Annotated in this window: 20 protein-coding genes; 1 reads left to right on the forward strand and 19 read right to left on the reverse strand. The window is 36.9% G+C overall.

From position 1 onward, the window contains the following. Positions 1-40: 40 nt before the first annotated feature. From B1B04_RS12585 to nusB, 6 genes are all read right to left on the reverse strand, one after another. On the reverse strand, positions 41-922 hold the full coding sequence (locus B1B04_RS12585; protein ID WP_079561800.1) for a polyprenyl synthetase family protein: 882 nt from the start codon (positions 920-922) through the stop codon (positions 41-43). A gap of 3 nt (positions 923-925) precedes the next feature. Further along, positions 926-1,159: an exodeoxyribonuclease VII small subunit gene (xseB, locus tag B1B04_RS12590; protein ID WP_079561801.1), complete on the reverse strand. Its 234-nt coding sequence runs from the start codon at positions 1,157-1,159 to the stop codon at positions 926-928. A 2-nt stretch (positions 1,160-1,161) separates the two neighbouring features. Beyond that, entirely contained in the window at positions 1,162-2,514 is a 1,353-nt protein-coding gene (gene xseA / locus B1B04_RS12595) for an exodeoxyribonuclease VII large subunit (RefSeq protein WP_079561802.1), read from the reverse strand. Between the two features lie 457 nt (positions 2,515-2,971). Continuing rightward, positions 2,972-3,787, reverse strand: coding sequence for an undecaprenyl-diphosphate phosphatase (locus B1B04_RS12600; protein WP_079561803.1), 816 nt, complete (start codon positions 3,785-3,787; stop codon positions 2,972-2,974). A 139-nt stretch (positions 3,788-3,926) separates the two neighbouring features. Next, on the reverse strand, positions 3,927-4,793 hold the full coding sequence (gene folD / locus B1B04_RS12605) for a bifunctional methylenetetrahydrofolate dehydrogenase/methenyltetrahydrofolate cyclohydrolase FolD (RefSeq protein WP_079561804.1): 867 nt from the start codon (positions 4,791-4,793) through the stop codon (positions 3,927-3,929). Between the two features lie 33 nt (positions 4,794-4,826). Continuing rightward, complete coding sequence (nusB, locus tag B1B04_RS12610) at positions 4,827-5,207, reverse strand: transcription antitermination factor NusB (protein ID WP_053483714.1); 381 nt, start codon at positions 5,205-5,207, stop codon at positions 4,827-4,829. A 667-nt stretch (positions 5,208-5,874) separates the two neighbouring features. Here nusB and B1B04_RS12620 point away from each other — a divergent pair. Then, positions 5,875-7,044 (forward strand): MFS transporter, encoded by a 1,170-nt coding sequence (locus tag B1B04_RS12620; RefSeq protein ID WP_079561805.1) that lies wholly within the window; start codon positions 5,875-5,877, stop codon positions 7,042-7,044. A gap of 86 nt (positions 7,045-7,130) precedes the next feature. On the opposite strand, the gene B1B04_RS12625 is transcribed toward B1B04_RS12620, so the two are convergent. The 13 genes from B1B04_RS12625 to B1B04_RS12675 all read right to left on the reverse strand — a co-directional run bounded on the left by B1B04_RS12625 (position 7,131) and on the right by B1B04_RS12675 (position 14,097). After that, a complete protein-coding gene (locus B1B04_RS12625) occupies positions 7,131-7,541 on the reverse strand; it encodes an Asp23/Gls24 family envelope stress response protein (protein WP_079561806.1) in 411 nt (136 codons plus the stop codon). A gap of 215 nt (positions 7,542-7,756) precedes the next feature. Continuing rightward, positions 7,757-7,957: a hypothetical protein gene (locus B1B04_RS12630; protein WP_079561807.1), complete on the reverse strand. Its 201-nt coding sequence runs from the start codon at positions 7,955-7,957 to the stop codon at positions 7,757-7,759. 70 nt (positions 7,958-8,027) lie between these two features. Further along, positions 8,028-8,405: a peptidylprolyl isomerase gene (locus B1B04_RS12635; RefSeq protein ID WP_205756641.1), complete on the reverse strand. Its 378-nt coding sequence runs from the start codon at positions 8,403-8,405 to the stop codon at positions 8,028-8,030. A 348-nt stretch (positions 8,406-8,753) separates the two neighbouring features. Then, a complete protein-coding gene (locus B1B04_RS25680; RefSeq protein ID WP_170938972.1) occupies positions 8,754-8,912 on the reverse strand; it encodes a hypothetical protein in 159 nt (52 codons plus the stop codon). 189 nt (positions 8,913-9,101) lie between these two features. Next, positions 9,102-9,224, reverse strand: coding sequence for a hypothetical protein (locus B1B04_RS26455; RefSeq protein WP_276207755.1), 123 nt, complete (start codon positions 9,222-9,224; stop codon positions 9,102-9,104). Between the two features lie 86 nt (positions 9,225-9,310). Further along, complete coding sequence (gene accC / locus B1B04_RS12645; RefSeq protein WP_079561810.1) at positions 9,311-10,669, reverse strand: acetyl-CoA carboxylase biotin carboxylase subunit; 1,359 nt, start codon at positions 10,667-10,669, stop codon at positions 9,311-9,313. A gap of 13 nt (positions 10,670-10,682) precedes the next feature. Continuing rightward, complete coding sequence (gene accB / locus B1B04_RS12650; RefSeq protein ID WP_079561811.1) at positions 10,683-11,189, reverse strand: acetyl-CoA carboxylase biotin carboxyl carrier protein; 507 nt, start codon at positions 11,187-11,189, stop codon at positions 10,683-10,685. Positions 11,190-11,391: 202 nt separating this feature from the next. Further along, positions 11,392-11,952 carry a SpoIIIAH-like family protein gene (locus B1B04_RS12655; RefSeq protein ID WP_079561812.1) on the reverse strand — a complete coding sequence of 187 codons (561 nt, stop codon included), beginning with the start codon at positions 11,950-11,952 and terminating at the stop codon, positions 11,392-11,394. Beyond that, positions 11,953-12,372: a hypothetical protein gene (locus tag B1B04_RS12660; RefSeq protein WP_079561813.1), complete on the reverse strand. Its 420-nt coding sequence runs from the start codon at positions 12,370-12,372 to the stop codon at positions 11,953-11,955. It abuts the gene before it with no gap. Between the two features lie 64 nt (positions 12,373-12,436). Continuing rightward, the gene (locus B1B04_RS25685; protein ID WP_170938973.1) at positions 12,437-12,580 is read right to left on the reverse strand and encodes a hypothetical protein; all 144 of its coding nucleotides are present in this window, start codon (positions 12,578-12,580) and stop codon (positions 12,437-12,439) included. Position 12,581: 1 nt separating this feature from the next. Continuing rightward, positions 12,582-13,493 (reverse strand): stage III sporulation protein AE, encoded by a 912-nt coding sequence (locus B1B04_RS12665; protein WP_079561814.1) that lies wholly within the window; start codon positions 13,491-13,493, stop codon positions 12,582-12,584. Between the two features lie 12 nt (positions 13,494-13,505). Next, complete coding sequence (locus B1B04_RS12670; protein ID WP_079561815.1) at positions 13,506-13,883, reverse strand: hypothetical protein; 378 nt, start codon at positions 13,881-13,883, stop codon at positions 13,506-13,508. A gap of 4 nt (positions 13,884-13,887) precedes the next feature. Continuing rightward, the gene (locus tag B1B04_RS12675; RefSeq protein ID WP_012295089.1) at positions 13,888-14,097 is read right to left on the reverse strand and encodes a hypothetical protein; all 210 of its coding nucleotides are present in this window, start codon (positions 14,095-14,097) and stop codon (positions 13,888-13,890) included. Positions 14,098-14,271 lie beyond the last annotated feature (174 nt).

A 14,271-nucleotide genomic window follows, 5' to 3' on the forward strand; every position in this document is an offset into this window, starting at 1 on the left:
ATTCTAGCATACTCTATGCCTTTAACGCCTCGTTTTTATCCTAGTTTTTACGATGAACAATATAGGCTGCAAAATCACGTAATAAGCTGGCATCCACTTGCAATTTATCTAGTGCGTTATTGGCATGCTGATAATGCTCAGCAAGCTTTTCCTTTGCCCCATCTAAAGTTAGCAGAGCTGGGTATGTGCTTTTATCACTTGCTACATCTTTACCTGCAGTTTTCCCTAGTTCTTCTGTAGTTCCCTCAATATCTAAAATATCGTCTTGAATTTGGAAGGCAAGGCCGATATGATGCGCATATTCTTTTAAAGTTTCGCGCTCTTCTTGCGATACATCAGCTAACACCGCTCCCGCTTCAATACTAAATCGTAGTAAAGCACCCGTTTTATTAATATGGACATGCTCAAGCTCAGCTAAGTTCAGCTGACGCTTTTCACCTTCTATATCGAGTACTTGACCCCCAACCATACCTTCTGCACCAGCTGCTTTACTTAACAGACCGACAAGTTCAATACGTTTTTCAGCTGATACTTCCATGCGTGCTAAAATGCCAAACGCAAGTGTATTCAATGCATCACCTGCAAGTGTCGCTAATGCATCGCCATAAACTTTATGGTTTGTCGGCTTACCTCGACGGAAATCGTCATTATCCATACTTGGTAAATCATCATGGATTAACGAATACGTATGGATGATTTCAATGACTGATCCTACAGTTAAACCATTCTTTAAATTTTGTTTGTATAGTTCAAGAACAGCCAAAACGAAAAGAGGGCGAATACGTTTACCTCCAGCTTTTAATGAATAAAGCATTGACTCTTTTAAATTGGCTGGTGCGTCAATTTTCTCAACTAGTGTAAACATTTCAGCTTCAACTTGTGGTATGTTGCTTTCAATAAAATGCTTTAATTGCTCGTTCATTTCTTAGTTCTCTCCCTTTAGTGGATCAAATGCTGTCGTTTCACCTGTCTCTTGGACAATTGAAATTAACTGCTCTTCAGCATTTTGTAGCTTGCTATGGCAAAATTGCGAAAGCTCCATGCCTTGTTTATATAAATCAATCGCATTTTCTAGCGGCACATCACCTTGCTCTAGCTGGCGGACAATTTCCTCAAGTGCCGTCATTGCTTCTGCGAAAGTTTGTTGTTTCTCTGCCACAATTATTCCCCCTCATTTTTAGGCAAGATCTTTACCACATCAGCAATTACCTTTCCATCATGGAAAGAAAGTGTTAATTGATCCTGTGGCTTAACATCAGCTGCTGATTTCAACATTTGTTGATCTTTATAAGCTACCGTAAAGCCCCTTGTTAATATGGCAAGCGGATTCAATGCTTCTAAAGTTCTGACGGTTGCCTCAAATTGTTGTTTTTGCTTCGTTACATAATGTGTTTTAGCACGAGTTAATTGTTGGACATGTGCTTCTAGCTCTCGTTGATGGAAAGCTAATGCTTTTTTCGGTGAGTGCTGCTCTACTGCACTACGTAATTGTTGAAACTGCGCTGTTTTCTTCATTAAATCGACCTGCATTGCTTTTTGCAATCCCGACTCAAGTTGTGCTAGCCTTTCCGTAAATGGTCGATATAGACGTTCTGGCATTGACAGCGGATATGACTGTTGGAGCTTATTTAGACGTTGCCGTTCTGCAATAAGTTGCGCTCTTACAATTTGGTGGAGCTGTGATTTTTGTGTAAGTACCCGCTGAAATAAATCCTGTTGATCAGGTACAGCCATCTCAGCCGCTGCTGTTGGTGTCGGTGCACGCAAATCAGCTACATAATCCGCTATAGTTGTATCTGTTTCATGACCTACTGCACTAATAATAGGGATACGACTTTCAAAAATCGCTCTTGCGACAACTTCCTCATTAAATGCCCATAAATCCTCAATCGATCCTCCACCACGCCCAACAATCAGTACATCACAACTCGCATCAATATTTGCGCTCTCAATATTGCGAACAATATTTGGCGCTGCTTGTGCTCCCTGTACAAGGGTAGGATAAATAAAAATTTCAGCAAGTGGATAACGTCTCTTTAATGTTGTACAGATATCTCGAATGGCTGCACCTGTTGTCGACGTTAAAACCCCGATTTTTTCAGGAAATCTCGGAATTGGTTGTTTCCATTCAGGTTTAAAAAGCCCTTCTTTTTGTAACTGCTCTTTCAGCTGGTTAAAGGCAACAAACAAGCTACCGATTCCATCTGGTTGCATTTCCTGTACATATAGTTGATATGTACCGTAGCCTTCGTAAACGTTTACATCTCCACGAATAAATACTTGCATACCTTCCTTAGGTTCAAACGCCAACTTTCCGGCTGCTGATTTAAACATTGTAGCCGCAATCCTTGCTCCATCATCCTTTAATGTAAAGTAAATATGCCCCGATTGATGAATCTTGACATTGGATAACTCTCCCTTTACATAGACTTCACGTAAATGCGGATCAGCATCAAATTTCCGTTTAATATATTTTGTTAATGCTTTTACAGTTAAATAAGAAGCAGATGTCATTTTTCCGGCTCCTTTACTAAAATCAAGTTTTTCACAAAACTACACCTATCATAACATTTTTTATTGTGCCTGACGTGCCAAAATGCAGTTTCGCTTGAAAAAACGACTGTCTTTCATAGAATTGAAAACCTTACTATAACATATCTTAAGATCTCGTATTAGATAAAGTATGTCTTTTCGACGAAATAAGGGGTGGAGTTGCGTTTCTACTGAGTGCTTTGCTGGGGAGCGGATAGAAGAGTCCGAGTGACGGTAAGAAGACGGAGTGAGGGAAAAAGCAGCTTCGACGACGGATAAAACAGGCGAAGTGACGGATTGAAACGACGGAACGACGGTATGAAAATGAAACGACGGATAGAATCGTCGAAATGATGGATAGAAGTCAAAAACCTACCATTTCATTTTCTCAACTAACAAGAAAACCTCATAACTATTTAAAGTTATGAGGCATTTTAAATTAATAAAATATTAAAAGAAGCGTACCTACAAGAAAGCAATAATATGTAAAGTAGCTAAGCTTGCCACTTTTCATGATTCCCATAAACCAACGCATTGCAAAATAAGTCATAAATAATGTCGCAATAAATGTCGCAGCATAAGGAATTGCTAATGCACTTTTATTTGGCTCATCTAAAAAATCTGAAATCCCAAGGACAACCCCACCAAGACTTACAGGAATATAAAGCATGAAGGAAAATCGTAAAGCAGTTTCCTGTTTCATACCAACTGCAATGGCTGAAATAATCGTTGCTCCTGAACGACTAATACCAGGAGTTAATGCTACAGCTTGACCAAGACCGACGATGATGGCGTCTTTTGCAGTCAAATCCGCATCCCTTTTCGTACCACGCATATTACGGATTAGCCATAAGGCAATACCTGTCACAAATAGCATAAGTGCAATCGTTGTCATACTAACATTATCCGCAATAACATCACTTAATAAAACACCTAAAATGCCCGCTGGAATAGAACCAATCACAATGAATATGGAAAAACGAAAATCCGCTTTATATCGATTCTCTCCCGTTTTAAGATAAAGGAAAAAATTTGTGATGAGTCGGATAATATCCTCTCGATAAATATAGACAATAGCTAGTAAAGATGCAGTGTTCGTTAAAATAGCAAAAGTAAATCCTTGCTCACCAAGACCAAGAATTTCACTTGCAATCATAACATGCCCGCTTGATGATACAGGAATTGGCTCGGTAAATCCTTGGACAAGACCGATAATAATATGTTTGATAATCAGTATTAAATCTATGTTTTCCATAAAAACCTCCCTATTCATATGTATGACCCAAACGTTATATTAGACGTTAAAAACAACGTGAAAGTTCTCGAAATACTTAATCATACAAAAAAGCTATCTCAAAAAATTGAGATAGCTTTTTATAAAGAGTCATTCAAAATTATAGCTTAACTATATGTTCAAGCTTATTTTCTGCTGCTTGAACAGTGTTGAATAGTAACATCGTAATTGTCATTGGTCCTACACCGCCTGGTACAGGTGTTATATGAGACGCAATTCCATCTACCTCATTGAAGTTTACGTCACCGCAAAGCTTGTTGTTTTCATCACGATTGATTCCAACATCTATCACAACTGCGCCTTCTTTAACATGCTCTTTTGTAATAAAGTTCGCACGTCCAACTGCCGCAATTAAAATATCTGCTTGTTTAGTGAACGAAGGTAAATTTGGTGTTTTGGAATGCGTATATGTCACAGTTGCATCCTTTTGTAGTAGAAGTTGTCCCATTGGCTTCCCAACGATATGACTACGCCCTACGATGACCGCATGCTTTCCTGCTATTTCGATTCCTGAAAATTCAAGAAGCTTCATTACGCCAAACGGTGTACAAGGCAAAAATGTTTCTTGGCCAAGCATCATTTTCCCAACACTTACCGGTGAGAAGCCATCAACGTCTTTTTCAACAGCAATTGTGGCAATAACAATATCCTCATCAATATGTTTTGGGAGTGGTAATTGTACTAAAATACCATGAATATCTTCACGATTATTTAATAATTCAATTTGTGCTAATAATGATTCTTGTGTAGTTTCTTCTGGTAGTTTGATTAGCTCTGAAAACATACCGATGGCTTCACAAGATTTTTGCTTATTTCTCACATATGTAGCTGAGGCTTGGTTGTCTCCTACTAAAACAACCGCTAAGCCTGGTGTTAATCCTTGCTCTTTTAAACGCGTTACTCGCTCTGCTACTGAATTACGAATTTCTTGACCAATTTCTTTACCATTAATAATTGCACTTGACATAGACCTTAGTTACTCCTTCCAATTCAACACATGTTATTGTTCTGTAAATTTAGAAAGTACGCCATTAACAAATTTAGACGAACCATCGTCGCCAAATGTTTTGCATAACTCGATTGCTTCATTAAGTACTACTCTTTTTGGTGTTTCTGGCATGTATAAAATTTCGTATACAGCTAGACGTAAAACCGTTCTTTCAATTTTAGGTAAACGGGCAAGCGACCACTTTTCAAGATGCTGTTCTAAAGCAGCATCGATTTCCTCCAAATGTTCAACTGTTCCAGTAACAATCTTTTCATAGAAGACATTTGTTGGTTGGCCTTTAATATGACCCATTGCTTCTTCTACTGTTAGATCGGTATTGTCTAGCTGAAACAAAACTTGCAACGCTTTTTCGCGTGCTTCATGTCGTTTCATGTAAAGCTCTCCTTCTTAAGTGGCATTAAGGTTTATAATAGCATAAATTCGTAAGAGAAACACGAATTCAAGCAAGTTTTCAATAATCTGATACCTTTTCCAAGCAACTTTTTGCTTATTTTAACACCCTGCAATTAACTTTACTAAGAAATATATTGAAATTAAAAAATCATCCTTTATTATTTAAATACCAAGAATGTTATAATTAAGGAAATTAATTATCATCTTTTGAGGTGTTTATTACAGTACAAGCTGCAAAAGAACTTTCAAATTATATGAAGGGAAGGAACAATATAAACAATTCAAAGAACGCAAATCGCACCTATTTTATTGCGATGATTGTAAACATAAAATTCGTTTTGATGCGATACGAAACTTCTTTAGCTCTTACTAGTAAAGGCATTTTATGAATGGACTTAGAAAAATAACTATGCCTGCCCCATTACCTTCGGAGCATTATAGAAATATAAAACACTTTGTATAACCGCGACGAATACTTCCACACTATAAAAATCAATTAAGCATAGGCATAATTGTGTCCGTAACAGGCCGAAAGAAGTTAAAACAAATCTTTTGACCCTATAGTTACTATAGGGTTTATTGTATTACGTGGAAATATTCTAGTAGATTTTGATTCATGTATCGTGAAAGATTGAAGGAGAACAATATGAATAAGAAACAACTTTTAACCTTAAGTATTTTATTATCGAATTTATTCATTGCCTTTTTAGGTATTGGTTTAGTTATACCTGTGCTACCGACACTCATGAATGAGCTGAAAATTTCAGGCTCTGTCGTTGGCTATATGGTGGCCGCATTTGCTATCACTCAGCTTATCTTCTCACCGATTTCTGGTAAAATGGTGGATAACATTGGCCGTAAAATTATGATCGTTGCGGGTCTATTTATATTTGGTTTTTCAGAGCTATTATTTGGTCTTGGACGCTCAGTTGAAATACTCTTTATCTCACGTATGTTAGGCGGTATCAGTGCTGCTTTCATCATGCCTGCGGTAACTGCATATATCGCTGATATTACAACCTTGTCACAACGTCCAAAGGCTTTGGGTTATATGAGTGCAGCGATTAGTACCGGCTTCATTATCGGACCTGGTATCGGTGGATTTTTAGCCGAATTCGGAACGCGCATACCATTTTATGCTGCTGGTATACTCGGATTTTTAGCAGCGCTCTTGTCATTTATTTTACTAAAAGAACCGACACGTGCTGATGATGATGAACAGTCTGCACCATCAATTTTGGGCAGCATGAAGCGTATTTTTAGCCCACTATACCTTATTCCATTCGTGCTTATTTTCGTACTATCATTTGGTTTAGCTGCATTTGAATCGTTATTTAGTCTATTTGTAGATCATAAATTCGCATTTACACCTTCAGATATCGCGATTATTATTACGGGAAGCGGAGTAGTTGGGGCTCTTGCTCAGCTAATATTATTTGATTGGCTGACAAAGAAAATGGGCGAGATTAATCTTATCCGTTATTCACTCGTCCTATCTGCTGTTTTAACATTGGCTATGACATTTGTAAGCCACTATTTCGCAATATTATTTGTCACATTCTTTATTTTCGTCGGCTTCGATTTAATTCGTCCTGCCGTTACCTCTTATTTATCTAAAATTGCTGGTAATGAACAAGGATTCGTTGGTGGCATGAACTCCATGTTTACAAGTCTCGGAAATATATTCGGTCCTATTTTAGGTGGGGTATTATTCGATATCAATTTGAACTATCCGTATTACTTTGCAACAATTGTTTTAACACTCGGCGTTATCCTTGCTTTGTTCTGGAGAAAGCCAAAGCATATTGAAATATAATAAAGTAGCTATACTTAATCACTGCTAAACAATTTCCGTAAACAACGTAAAAAGAAGGATTGCCCTGTATAAGGCAACCCTTCTTTTTATTCTTGTACAGCTACTTCTTCTTTTTCAAAGAGAATGCCAGTAATATGGACATTCACTTCAGCTGTTTCAAGTGCAGTCATATTAAAAATCGCTTGGCGAATTTGAGTTTGAACTTCCTTCGCCACTTTTGGGATTGTATAGCCGTATTTTACAGAGCAAAATACATCAATGGCAATCTCACCAGTTTCAGTAACACCCGATTTAATGCCTTTATTGTGAACTTTTTTACCGAAGCGTTCAACTACGCCCGTAGCAATATTACCGCGAGTTGCAGCAACCCCTTCTACCTCGTTCACTGCGATTCCAGCAACAACCTCGATTACTTCAGCTGCTACTTCAATTTTCCCAAGTTCTTCTTTACCAGAAGGCGTTGGTTGTACGAAAGATTGTCCTACTTTCTCTGCCATACAAATATCATCCTTTCCCTTACACATCACAAACAAATGCTGTACTTACGCTTATTATACTATAAAAAGGAAGGTTTGGCTTCGTAAAGACGCTTTAATTTATTTGGATCTGGTTTATGTCGATAAATTCAAGAAGTTAGGCGTTAAATCAAATAACCTCTCAATAAAAACAAAAAGCGAAGATATCTATGAAGATTTCTTCGCCATCTTATATATTATTTGCGTTTCTTTTTAGAATAAATCACAAACCAGACAAAGTATAAGATTGTAACTAGTGATAAACCTAATGAAACAAATCTACTTTGCTCATTAGGCAAAACAATATTAAGGACAATAGTTAAAATAATTGCTGGTAGCATCGTACAAAACCAAACTCGTACTGCTTTATTTTTAAATGAAAGTTCAAATCCCTCCATACAATCACCCTATTCATTATTTGTAAACGGCTCTTTATGTGAGATGGCTATTGAAAAGTCATTAATCGCCTTATTTTATCCCTGTTACATTATCAATAGGGGTAGATTTACCATTGATGTGAATATCAATCGTATCAAGGTCCGGATCTAACGTTAATTTATAAACATGTTGTTTTATTGCATTATCCTGTTGATTCGTAACATCTAACTTTATTATTAATGTATCACCTTGCGTTTCAATGTCTGATGTAACTGTGCCTTTTGACCGAAAAACCACATAAGAAATATCCTTATCTACTACATTGATTTTTTGAAGTGTATATTTTTCATCTATTACCTTTTGCACTTTATCTGGAACTATCTCAATTTCACTAATACTTAACGTCGATGAATTACATGCTGTTAAAATTAACATTGTCAAAAGCACTAAAAATAACAATTTTTTCAATACTTTTTCACCCACCCTTCAAATACCTGAAAATTCAATCTACAAGATATTGTAACATAGAAAATCATGGATTGGTGAAGGAAAGGGAATTGCTCAACAAATGAAATTGACTGCAGAAGTAATCTAAGCACAAAAAGCCATCAACTTTACCATAACGCTAATTAATTTCAGACAAGTAAAAAACCCCCTGACAGTAAAGTCAGAAGGTTTAAGTTATGGCACTATTAAATAAGCAGATCTATAATCGACTTACATTTATTAAACACCCAAATAGTTGAATAAGCGAGAGTCTACATGTCCACGCTTCTCCCTTGATTAACTTATATCAATTATCGTGAATATGTAGCGTTACTGTCTCTTTTCAACAAATAACAAAATTAGTGTTGCAAATGGACCTAATACAAGAGAAAGTAAAAACCAATTTAACCCTGTTCTATTCTTCCCTTGTGCAAGTGCAGCATTTATCAACGCCAATGTACCCCAACCGACGAAATATTCGTTATTCATCATCTGCCCCCTATCTCTTTTAACAACACCGATAGTGTACATTTCTCCATAAATTTAATTATAACATATCCAAATGATGTGCTTCTAAAAGGGGTCGAAACTCTTAAGCTCTGATACCGAAGAATGCCGGAAATAAAAAATACCCACCCCATTTGAGATAAATACTTCTTATTTTTTTCTACTCCCATTTCAAAGCACATCTACCACAATACTTTCCCATGATAGCATCTTCCTCTTTAAACATACCCCCAAAACTTGGTAGCTGTATACATCCTCTAAATCAAAAACTGTACGCTGACCTTTTCTAGCCAAATAAAAAACCTCCTAACTAATAAAAGTTAGAAGGTATTTTTATTGGATATTTGGAATGTGTTCTATTCCTTAAATCCACAAATCAATTACTTGCTTGTCCCCAATACATCATTCTCTTCAAGGAACTTCGTATTGAATTGTGCTGATTTGAAAACATCATTGTTCATCAATGCTTGGTGGAATGGAATTGTTGTATTGATCCCAGGACCAGATACTTCGAATTCGCTAAGTGCACGATTCATTTTCGCAATCGCTTCTTCACGTGTATTTGCATGAACAATTAGTTTTGCAACCATAGAATCATAATATGGCGGGATTGTATAACCAGCATAAACTGCAGAGTCAATACGTACACCATAGCCACCTGGAGTTACATAAGTATCTACTGTACCAGCTGATGGCATGAAGTTTTTATAAGCATTTTCTGCGTTAATACGGCATTCAATTGCCCATCCATTTAATTGAATATCATCTTGAGTGAAAGGAAGTTTTTCACCAGATGCAATTTTTAATTGTTGTTGCACAAGATCAACACCAGAAATCATTTCTGTTACTGGGTGTTCGACTTGGATACGAGTATTCATTTCCATGAAGTAGAATTTATCTTCTCTATAGTCATAAATAAACTCGATTGTTCCAGCACCTTCATAGTTACAAGCTTGTGCAGCTTTAACAGCAGCCGCACCCATCTCAGCACGACGCTCTGAAGATAGTGCTGGAGACGGAGCTTCCTCAACTAATTTCTGCATACGACGTTGAACTGTACAGTCACGTTCACCTAAATGTACAACGTTACCATAGCCATCCGCTAATACTTGGATTTCACAGTGACGGAAGTACTCGATGAATTTTTCTAAATATACGCCAGGGTTACCGAATGCTGCAGCAGCCTCTTTTTGCGTAATTTCAATGCCTTTTATAAGGTCTTCTTCTGTACGTGCTACACGGATACCTTTACCGCCACCACCAGCAGTTGCTTTGATGATAACTGGGTACCCAATTTTAGCAGCCCATTCTTTACCTGTTTCGATATCTGGAACAATACCAGTACCCGGAACAAGTGGAACATCTGCTGCTTCCATTGTTGTACGTGCAACATCTTTAATACCCATAATTTTAATTGAATCTGATGAAGGTCCAATGAATTTAATGCCTGCGTTTTCACAAGCTTCAGCGAAGTCAGCGTTTTCAGATACGAAACCGTAACCTGGATGGATACCGTCTGCACCTGTTTTTTCTGCTACGCTCAGTAAAGCTGGGAAGCTAAGATATGAATCCTTTGATAACTTTGGTCCGATGCAATATGCTTCGTCTGCTAATTTCACATGTAATGCGTCTGCGTCTGCTTCTGAATATACGGCAACAGATTGAATGCCTAACTCTTTACAAGCACGAATGATACGCACAGCGATTTCGCCGCGGTTTGCAATTAAAACTTTTTTCATAGTTGTGCACTCCTTACTCAGCTTTTACAAGGAATAATGGTTGTCCGTATTCTACTAATTCACCGTCTTTAACAAGTACTTCAACGATTTCCCCTTGAACTTCTGCTTCAATTTCGTTGAAAAGTTTCATAGCTTCTACGATACATACGATTGTTTCATTACCAACTTTGTCCCCCACTTTAACGTAAGCTGGTGAATCTGGGTTTGGAGATTGATAAAAAGTACCGACCATCGGAGATACAATTTTATGTAACGATGGGTCGTTATTTACTGGTGCTGCAGCTGGTGCTTCTTCAGCTTTTGCTGGAGCAGGAGTAGCTGGTGCTACAGGAGCCGCTGCTGGTGCAGATTGTTGTACAACAGGTGCCACTACTTCTTTTTTAGGTGCTACAGTTTCAGTAACAACAACAACATTCTTTTTTAATTTAACTTTTGCCCCATCTGCTTCATAAACGAACTCGTCAATTGAAGAAGAATCTACCAATTTAATGATTTCACGAATTTCTTGAATTTTGAACATTTTCCTAACTCTCCTTATGAAATAAAATCTACTACAAGCACTATTCTATATTTTTTTCGAACAATTTGAAATACTTTAATGCAAATTAAGTAAATATGAACAAAACAAAAGGCTTTCTTTTACTAAACGAAAGCCTTTTCATGATACTGATATATAACAACGATTTCAAATAAACAGAATATTAGTATTTTTCTTGTTATTTTTAATTGTTACTATTTGCACTGAATTTTACTAGGACGTCATTCGCGCCTTCCATTTCTGTTCTCACTAAATAAATAATTTCATTCGCTTGAGCTTTTGATAGCTCCTCCGCCATAACAGTTACCTGTACTTTATCACCGTCTGCTCGTACAAATGCATCGGAGTATCCTAAAGATTTAATAAGCATTTCTAACATTGCTTCAGAGGATTCTTGTTTTATAAGGCTATCCATCTCATTATAAGCTTTACTTTTATCTTCTGCTGAATAATCTTGTGAACCGATTTTCTGCTCTAATTGCGAACGAAGCTGGCTTCTTTCATCACTAACTTGCATGCGCATCTCTTCAAATAAATGGCTTGGAGAAGATACTTCCTTCGTCTCTCCCTCTTTCGTTGCTTCTTGATCAGTCACACCTGATACTGCAGTTTGCTGTAATGCGTCATCTGTGAAAATAGTTAGTCCATTAAATTGTTTTGCTGGATCAACCAAATAATACACTGAAATAACCGCTACTAGACTTAATAATGTCATAAACCAAACTGTTCTTCTACGTACGCGCATTTACTTTTCCTCCTTATTTTCCATTGGAACGATAATAATTCGATGAATCGGTAATTGCATTACTTGACTAACAACCGCACGAATTTCATTTTTAACAAAGATATCTGATGCTCCTTTTGAAACAATTAGTATCCCTGTTACTTCTTTCGTGCCTTGTTCAGTTCCTCGAAAATATTGACTGAAAAGTTGATTGTCATCCTTCTCATCTGTCATATCTCCGTAATAAAAATAGACTTTTACCTCCCCAACACCTTTCATAGCCTTCAATGTCTGTTCAAGTTTTTCTTCATTGGTTTTCGGTGATACTTGCCCATTCGTTGTATTCGTTTGATACATTGGTAAAATGATGAAAATTCCCACGGAGGCAGCGATCAGCATTAAGACTAAAAATGACGTTGTTTTTTTTGGTTTCTTTTCCACATCACTTGTACATTGCCTCCTTTCATCTCTTCTCTTTTTCAAGTGTATGTACGCTTGTTTCCTCCTATGAATTGATAAATGGAATCTTTAATAGCAATTGCAAAAATACTAACGTAATGACAAGCTTTGTAAGTAAAATTATTTCTTTATCATCTGTTAGAAACACGAATATCTGACAGATAAAGAGAATTGCTAATAAAAGAATCAATTTATCTCCCTCCAGCCATAACTTGCACAAAAACAATGAGGAATAAACAAGAAAACATAAACGAAAAAGCAATTAGAAATGATACAGCACATAATGTAAATAGAGATTTACTAACATGATCTAGAAGTCTACAAATATCATCAAAGGCGATTGGCTCTAAAATAGCAGCTAACATTTTCAACGAATAGGCAGCAACAACAAGCTGCACTGTAGGAATGAACGACACGGTAATAACCGCTATAAACGCAGTAATACTACTAATAGAAGAAGCAAATTGTGTCATATGCTGGAACATTGAAAAACTATCTACTATAAAGGAACCGACAACTGGAATATTTTCCTCTATTAATTTTTTCACAGGCTCTGCAACAGCTGCGTTGACACTAAAAGCAGCAACACCACTCGCCGACATTAAAATGATGTAACAAATAACTGATGCAGAGACGATACTCATAATGGTAAAACGAATCAATTCAGCAATTCTCGTAAACGAAATTTCTTTAACGATGACACTGCAAACATCAAAAACAATGGCAAGAAGCACTCCCGGAATAAGCCATTTACTACTAATAATCGTTAATACTTGTACAAAAAAAAGTAAAAAAGGCTGCCAAGAAGCAATCGCTGTAATGCTGCTTGATAAAAGAAAACTTGAAGTAAGAATGGGATAAAATGCAGTAAAAATATGAGCAAGTCCCTTTGCGATATCGTCTATTAAATTAAATGAATTCACAACGACAGGTCCTATTGTTGCAAGGACTATAAGAAAAAAAAGTATCCTTGTCCCTTTTTCAAATTCTGGTAAAATCATATTGATAATCAAAATAATAATGACATAGCCACATAAAATAAGCGTCATCTTCAGCAATAGAAAGAATGGATCAATTAAAAACGAAAATATTTGCTCTAGCAATGTCTTCGCCCCTTAGTTTAGCCGTTGTAAAATGGCCGACACCTCCTGTAAAACAGCCAAAAACTCCTTAAACCAGTACAACAAAATAACAATTTTGACGCCATCATAGACGATGTGCCCGAGTACTTTATAGTTTTGTTCTACCAGTAACATCGACACCCATTGCCCGATATAAAAAAGGCTAGCACTTACCACAATGGCTTTTGCATAAGGCAAAAATGCTAATGTCTCAAGTAATTGCTTGATGAATGGCAATAAGAGTGTCGAAAACAACATACCGAAAAGCAAAAACGAAAACATTACACTAATTAGCGCATGGAGTGGCTGTATGACTTCTTTTATAAGCAATAATAAAAGCAGCATGACAACAGCAACGATGACAATTTCCATTTACCTACCCTGATGAGGTCAGCCATTGAAAGAATGTGAGGATCTCATTAAAAAATAGACGTAAAAATCGCAGTAATTCCGCTGTCATATATAAATAGGCAATGAAAAATAGGAAAAATGAAAATTCTTTCTTTCCTGTTTGATCAAAGAAGACATGAAGAAGCGCAACTACTAGTCCCACTCCAGCGACTCTTAATACGTCTTGTAATTCCATTTCATACGCCCCCTCGTGTACAGCAATATATGTCGCTACCACACAAAAAAGACCTCCATACTTACGTATAGAGATCTTAGTATTTTTATGAAATTAATGACGCCTCGGCATCATTGCGTTCGGGGTCGGCTTTGCGCAGCCCAACGCCCCCTTCTTGCTTGCGTAACGCCGGGA

It is taken from the genome of Lysinibacillus sp. KCTC 33748 (assembly GCF_002237755.1).
In the GTDB taxonomy this organism is placed as follows: domain Bacteria; phylum Bacillota; class Bacilli; order Bacillales_A; family Planococcaceae; genus Lysinibacillus.

Bases quoted from the DNA above. Each gene is read 5' to 3' on its own strand.
- B1B04_RS12585 (WP_079561800.1), bottom strand. From the start codon at position 922: ATGAACGAGCAATTAAAGCATTTTATTGAAAGCAACATACCACAAGTT.
- xseA (WP_079561802.1), bottom strand. From the start codon at position 2,514: ATGACATCTGCTTCTTATTTAACTGTAAAAGCATTAACAAAATATATT.
- B1B04_RS12600 (WP_079561803.1), bottom strand. From the start codon at position 3,787: ATGGAAAACATAGATTTAATACTGATTATCAAACATATTATTATCGGT.
- folD (WP_079561804.1), bottom strand. From the start codon at position 4,793: ATGTCAAGTGCAATTATTAATGGTAAAGAAATTGGTCAAGAAATTCGT.
- nusB (WP_053483714.1), bottom strand. From the start codon at position 5,207: ATGAAACGACATGAAGCACGCGAAAAAGCGTTGCAAGTTTTGTTTCAG.
- B1B04_RS12620 (WP_079561805.1), top strand. From the start codon at position 5,875: ATGAATAAGAAACAACTTTTAACCTTAAGTATTTTATTATCGAATTTA.
- B1B04_RS12625 (WP_079561806.1), bottom strand. From the start codon at position 7,541: ATGGCAGAGAAAGTAGGACAATCTTTCGTACAACCAACGCCTTCTGGT.
- B1B04_RS12630 (WP_079561807.1), bottom strand. From the start codon at position 7,957: ATGGAGGGATTTGAACTTTCATTTAAAAATAAAGCAGTACGAGTTTGG.
- B1B04_RS25680 (WP_170938972.1), bottom strand. From the start codon at position 8,912: ATGAATAACGAATATTTCGTCGGTTGGGGTACATTGGCGTTGATAAAT.
- accC (WP_079561810.1), bottom strand. From the start codon at position 10,669: ATGAAAAAAGTTTTAATTGCAAACCGCGGCGAAATCGCTGTGCGTATC.
- accB (WP_079561811.1), bottom strand. From the start codon at position 11,189: ATGTTCAAAATTCAAGAAATTCGTGAAATCATTAAATTGGTAGATTCT.
- B1B04_RS12655 (WP_079561812.1), bottom strand. From the start codon at position 11,952: ATGCGCGTACGTAGAAGAACAGTTTGGTTTATGACATTATTAAGTCTA.
- B1B04_RS12670 (WP_079561815.1), bottom strand. From the start codon at position 13,883: ATGGAAATTGTCATCGTTGCTGTTGTCATGCTGCTTTTATTATTGCTT.
- B1B04_RS12675 (WP_012295089.1), bottom strand. From the start codon at position 14,097: ATGGAATTACAAGACGTATTAAGAGTCGCTGGAGTGGGACTAGTAGTT.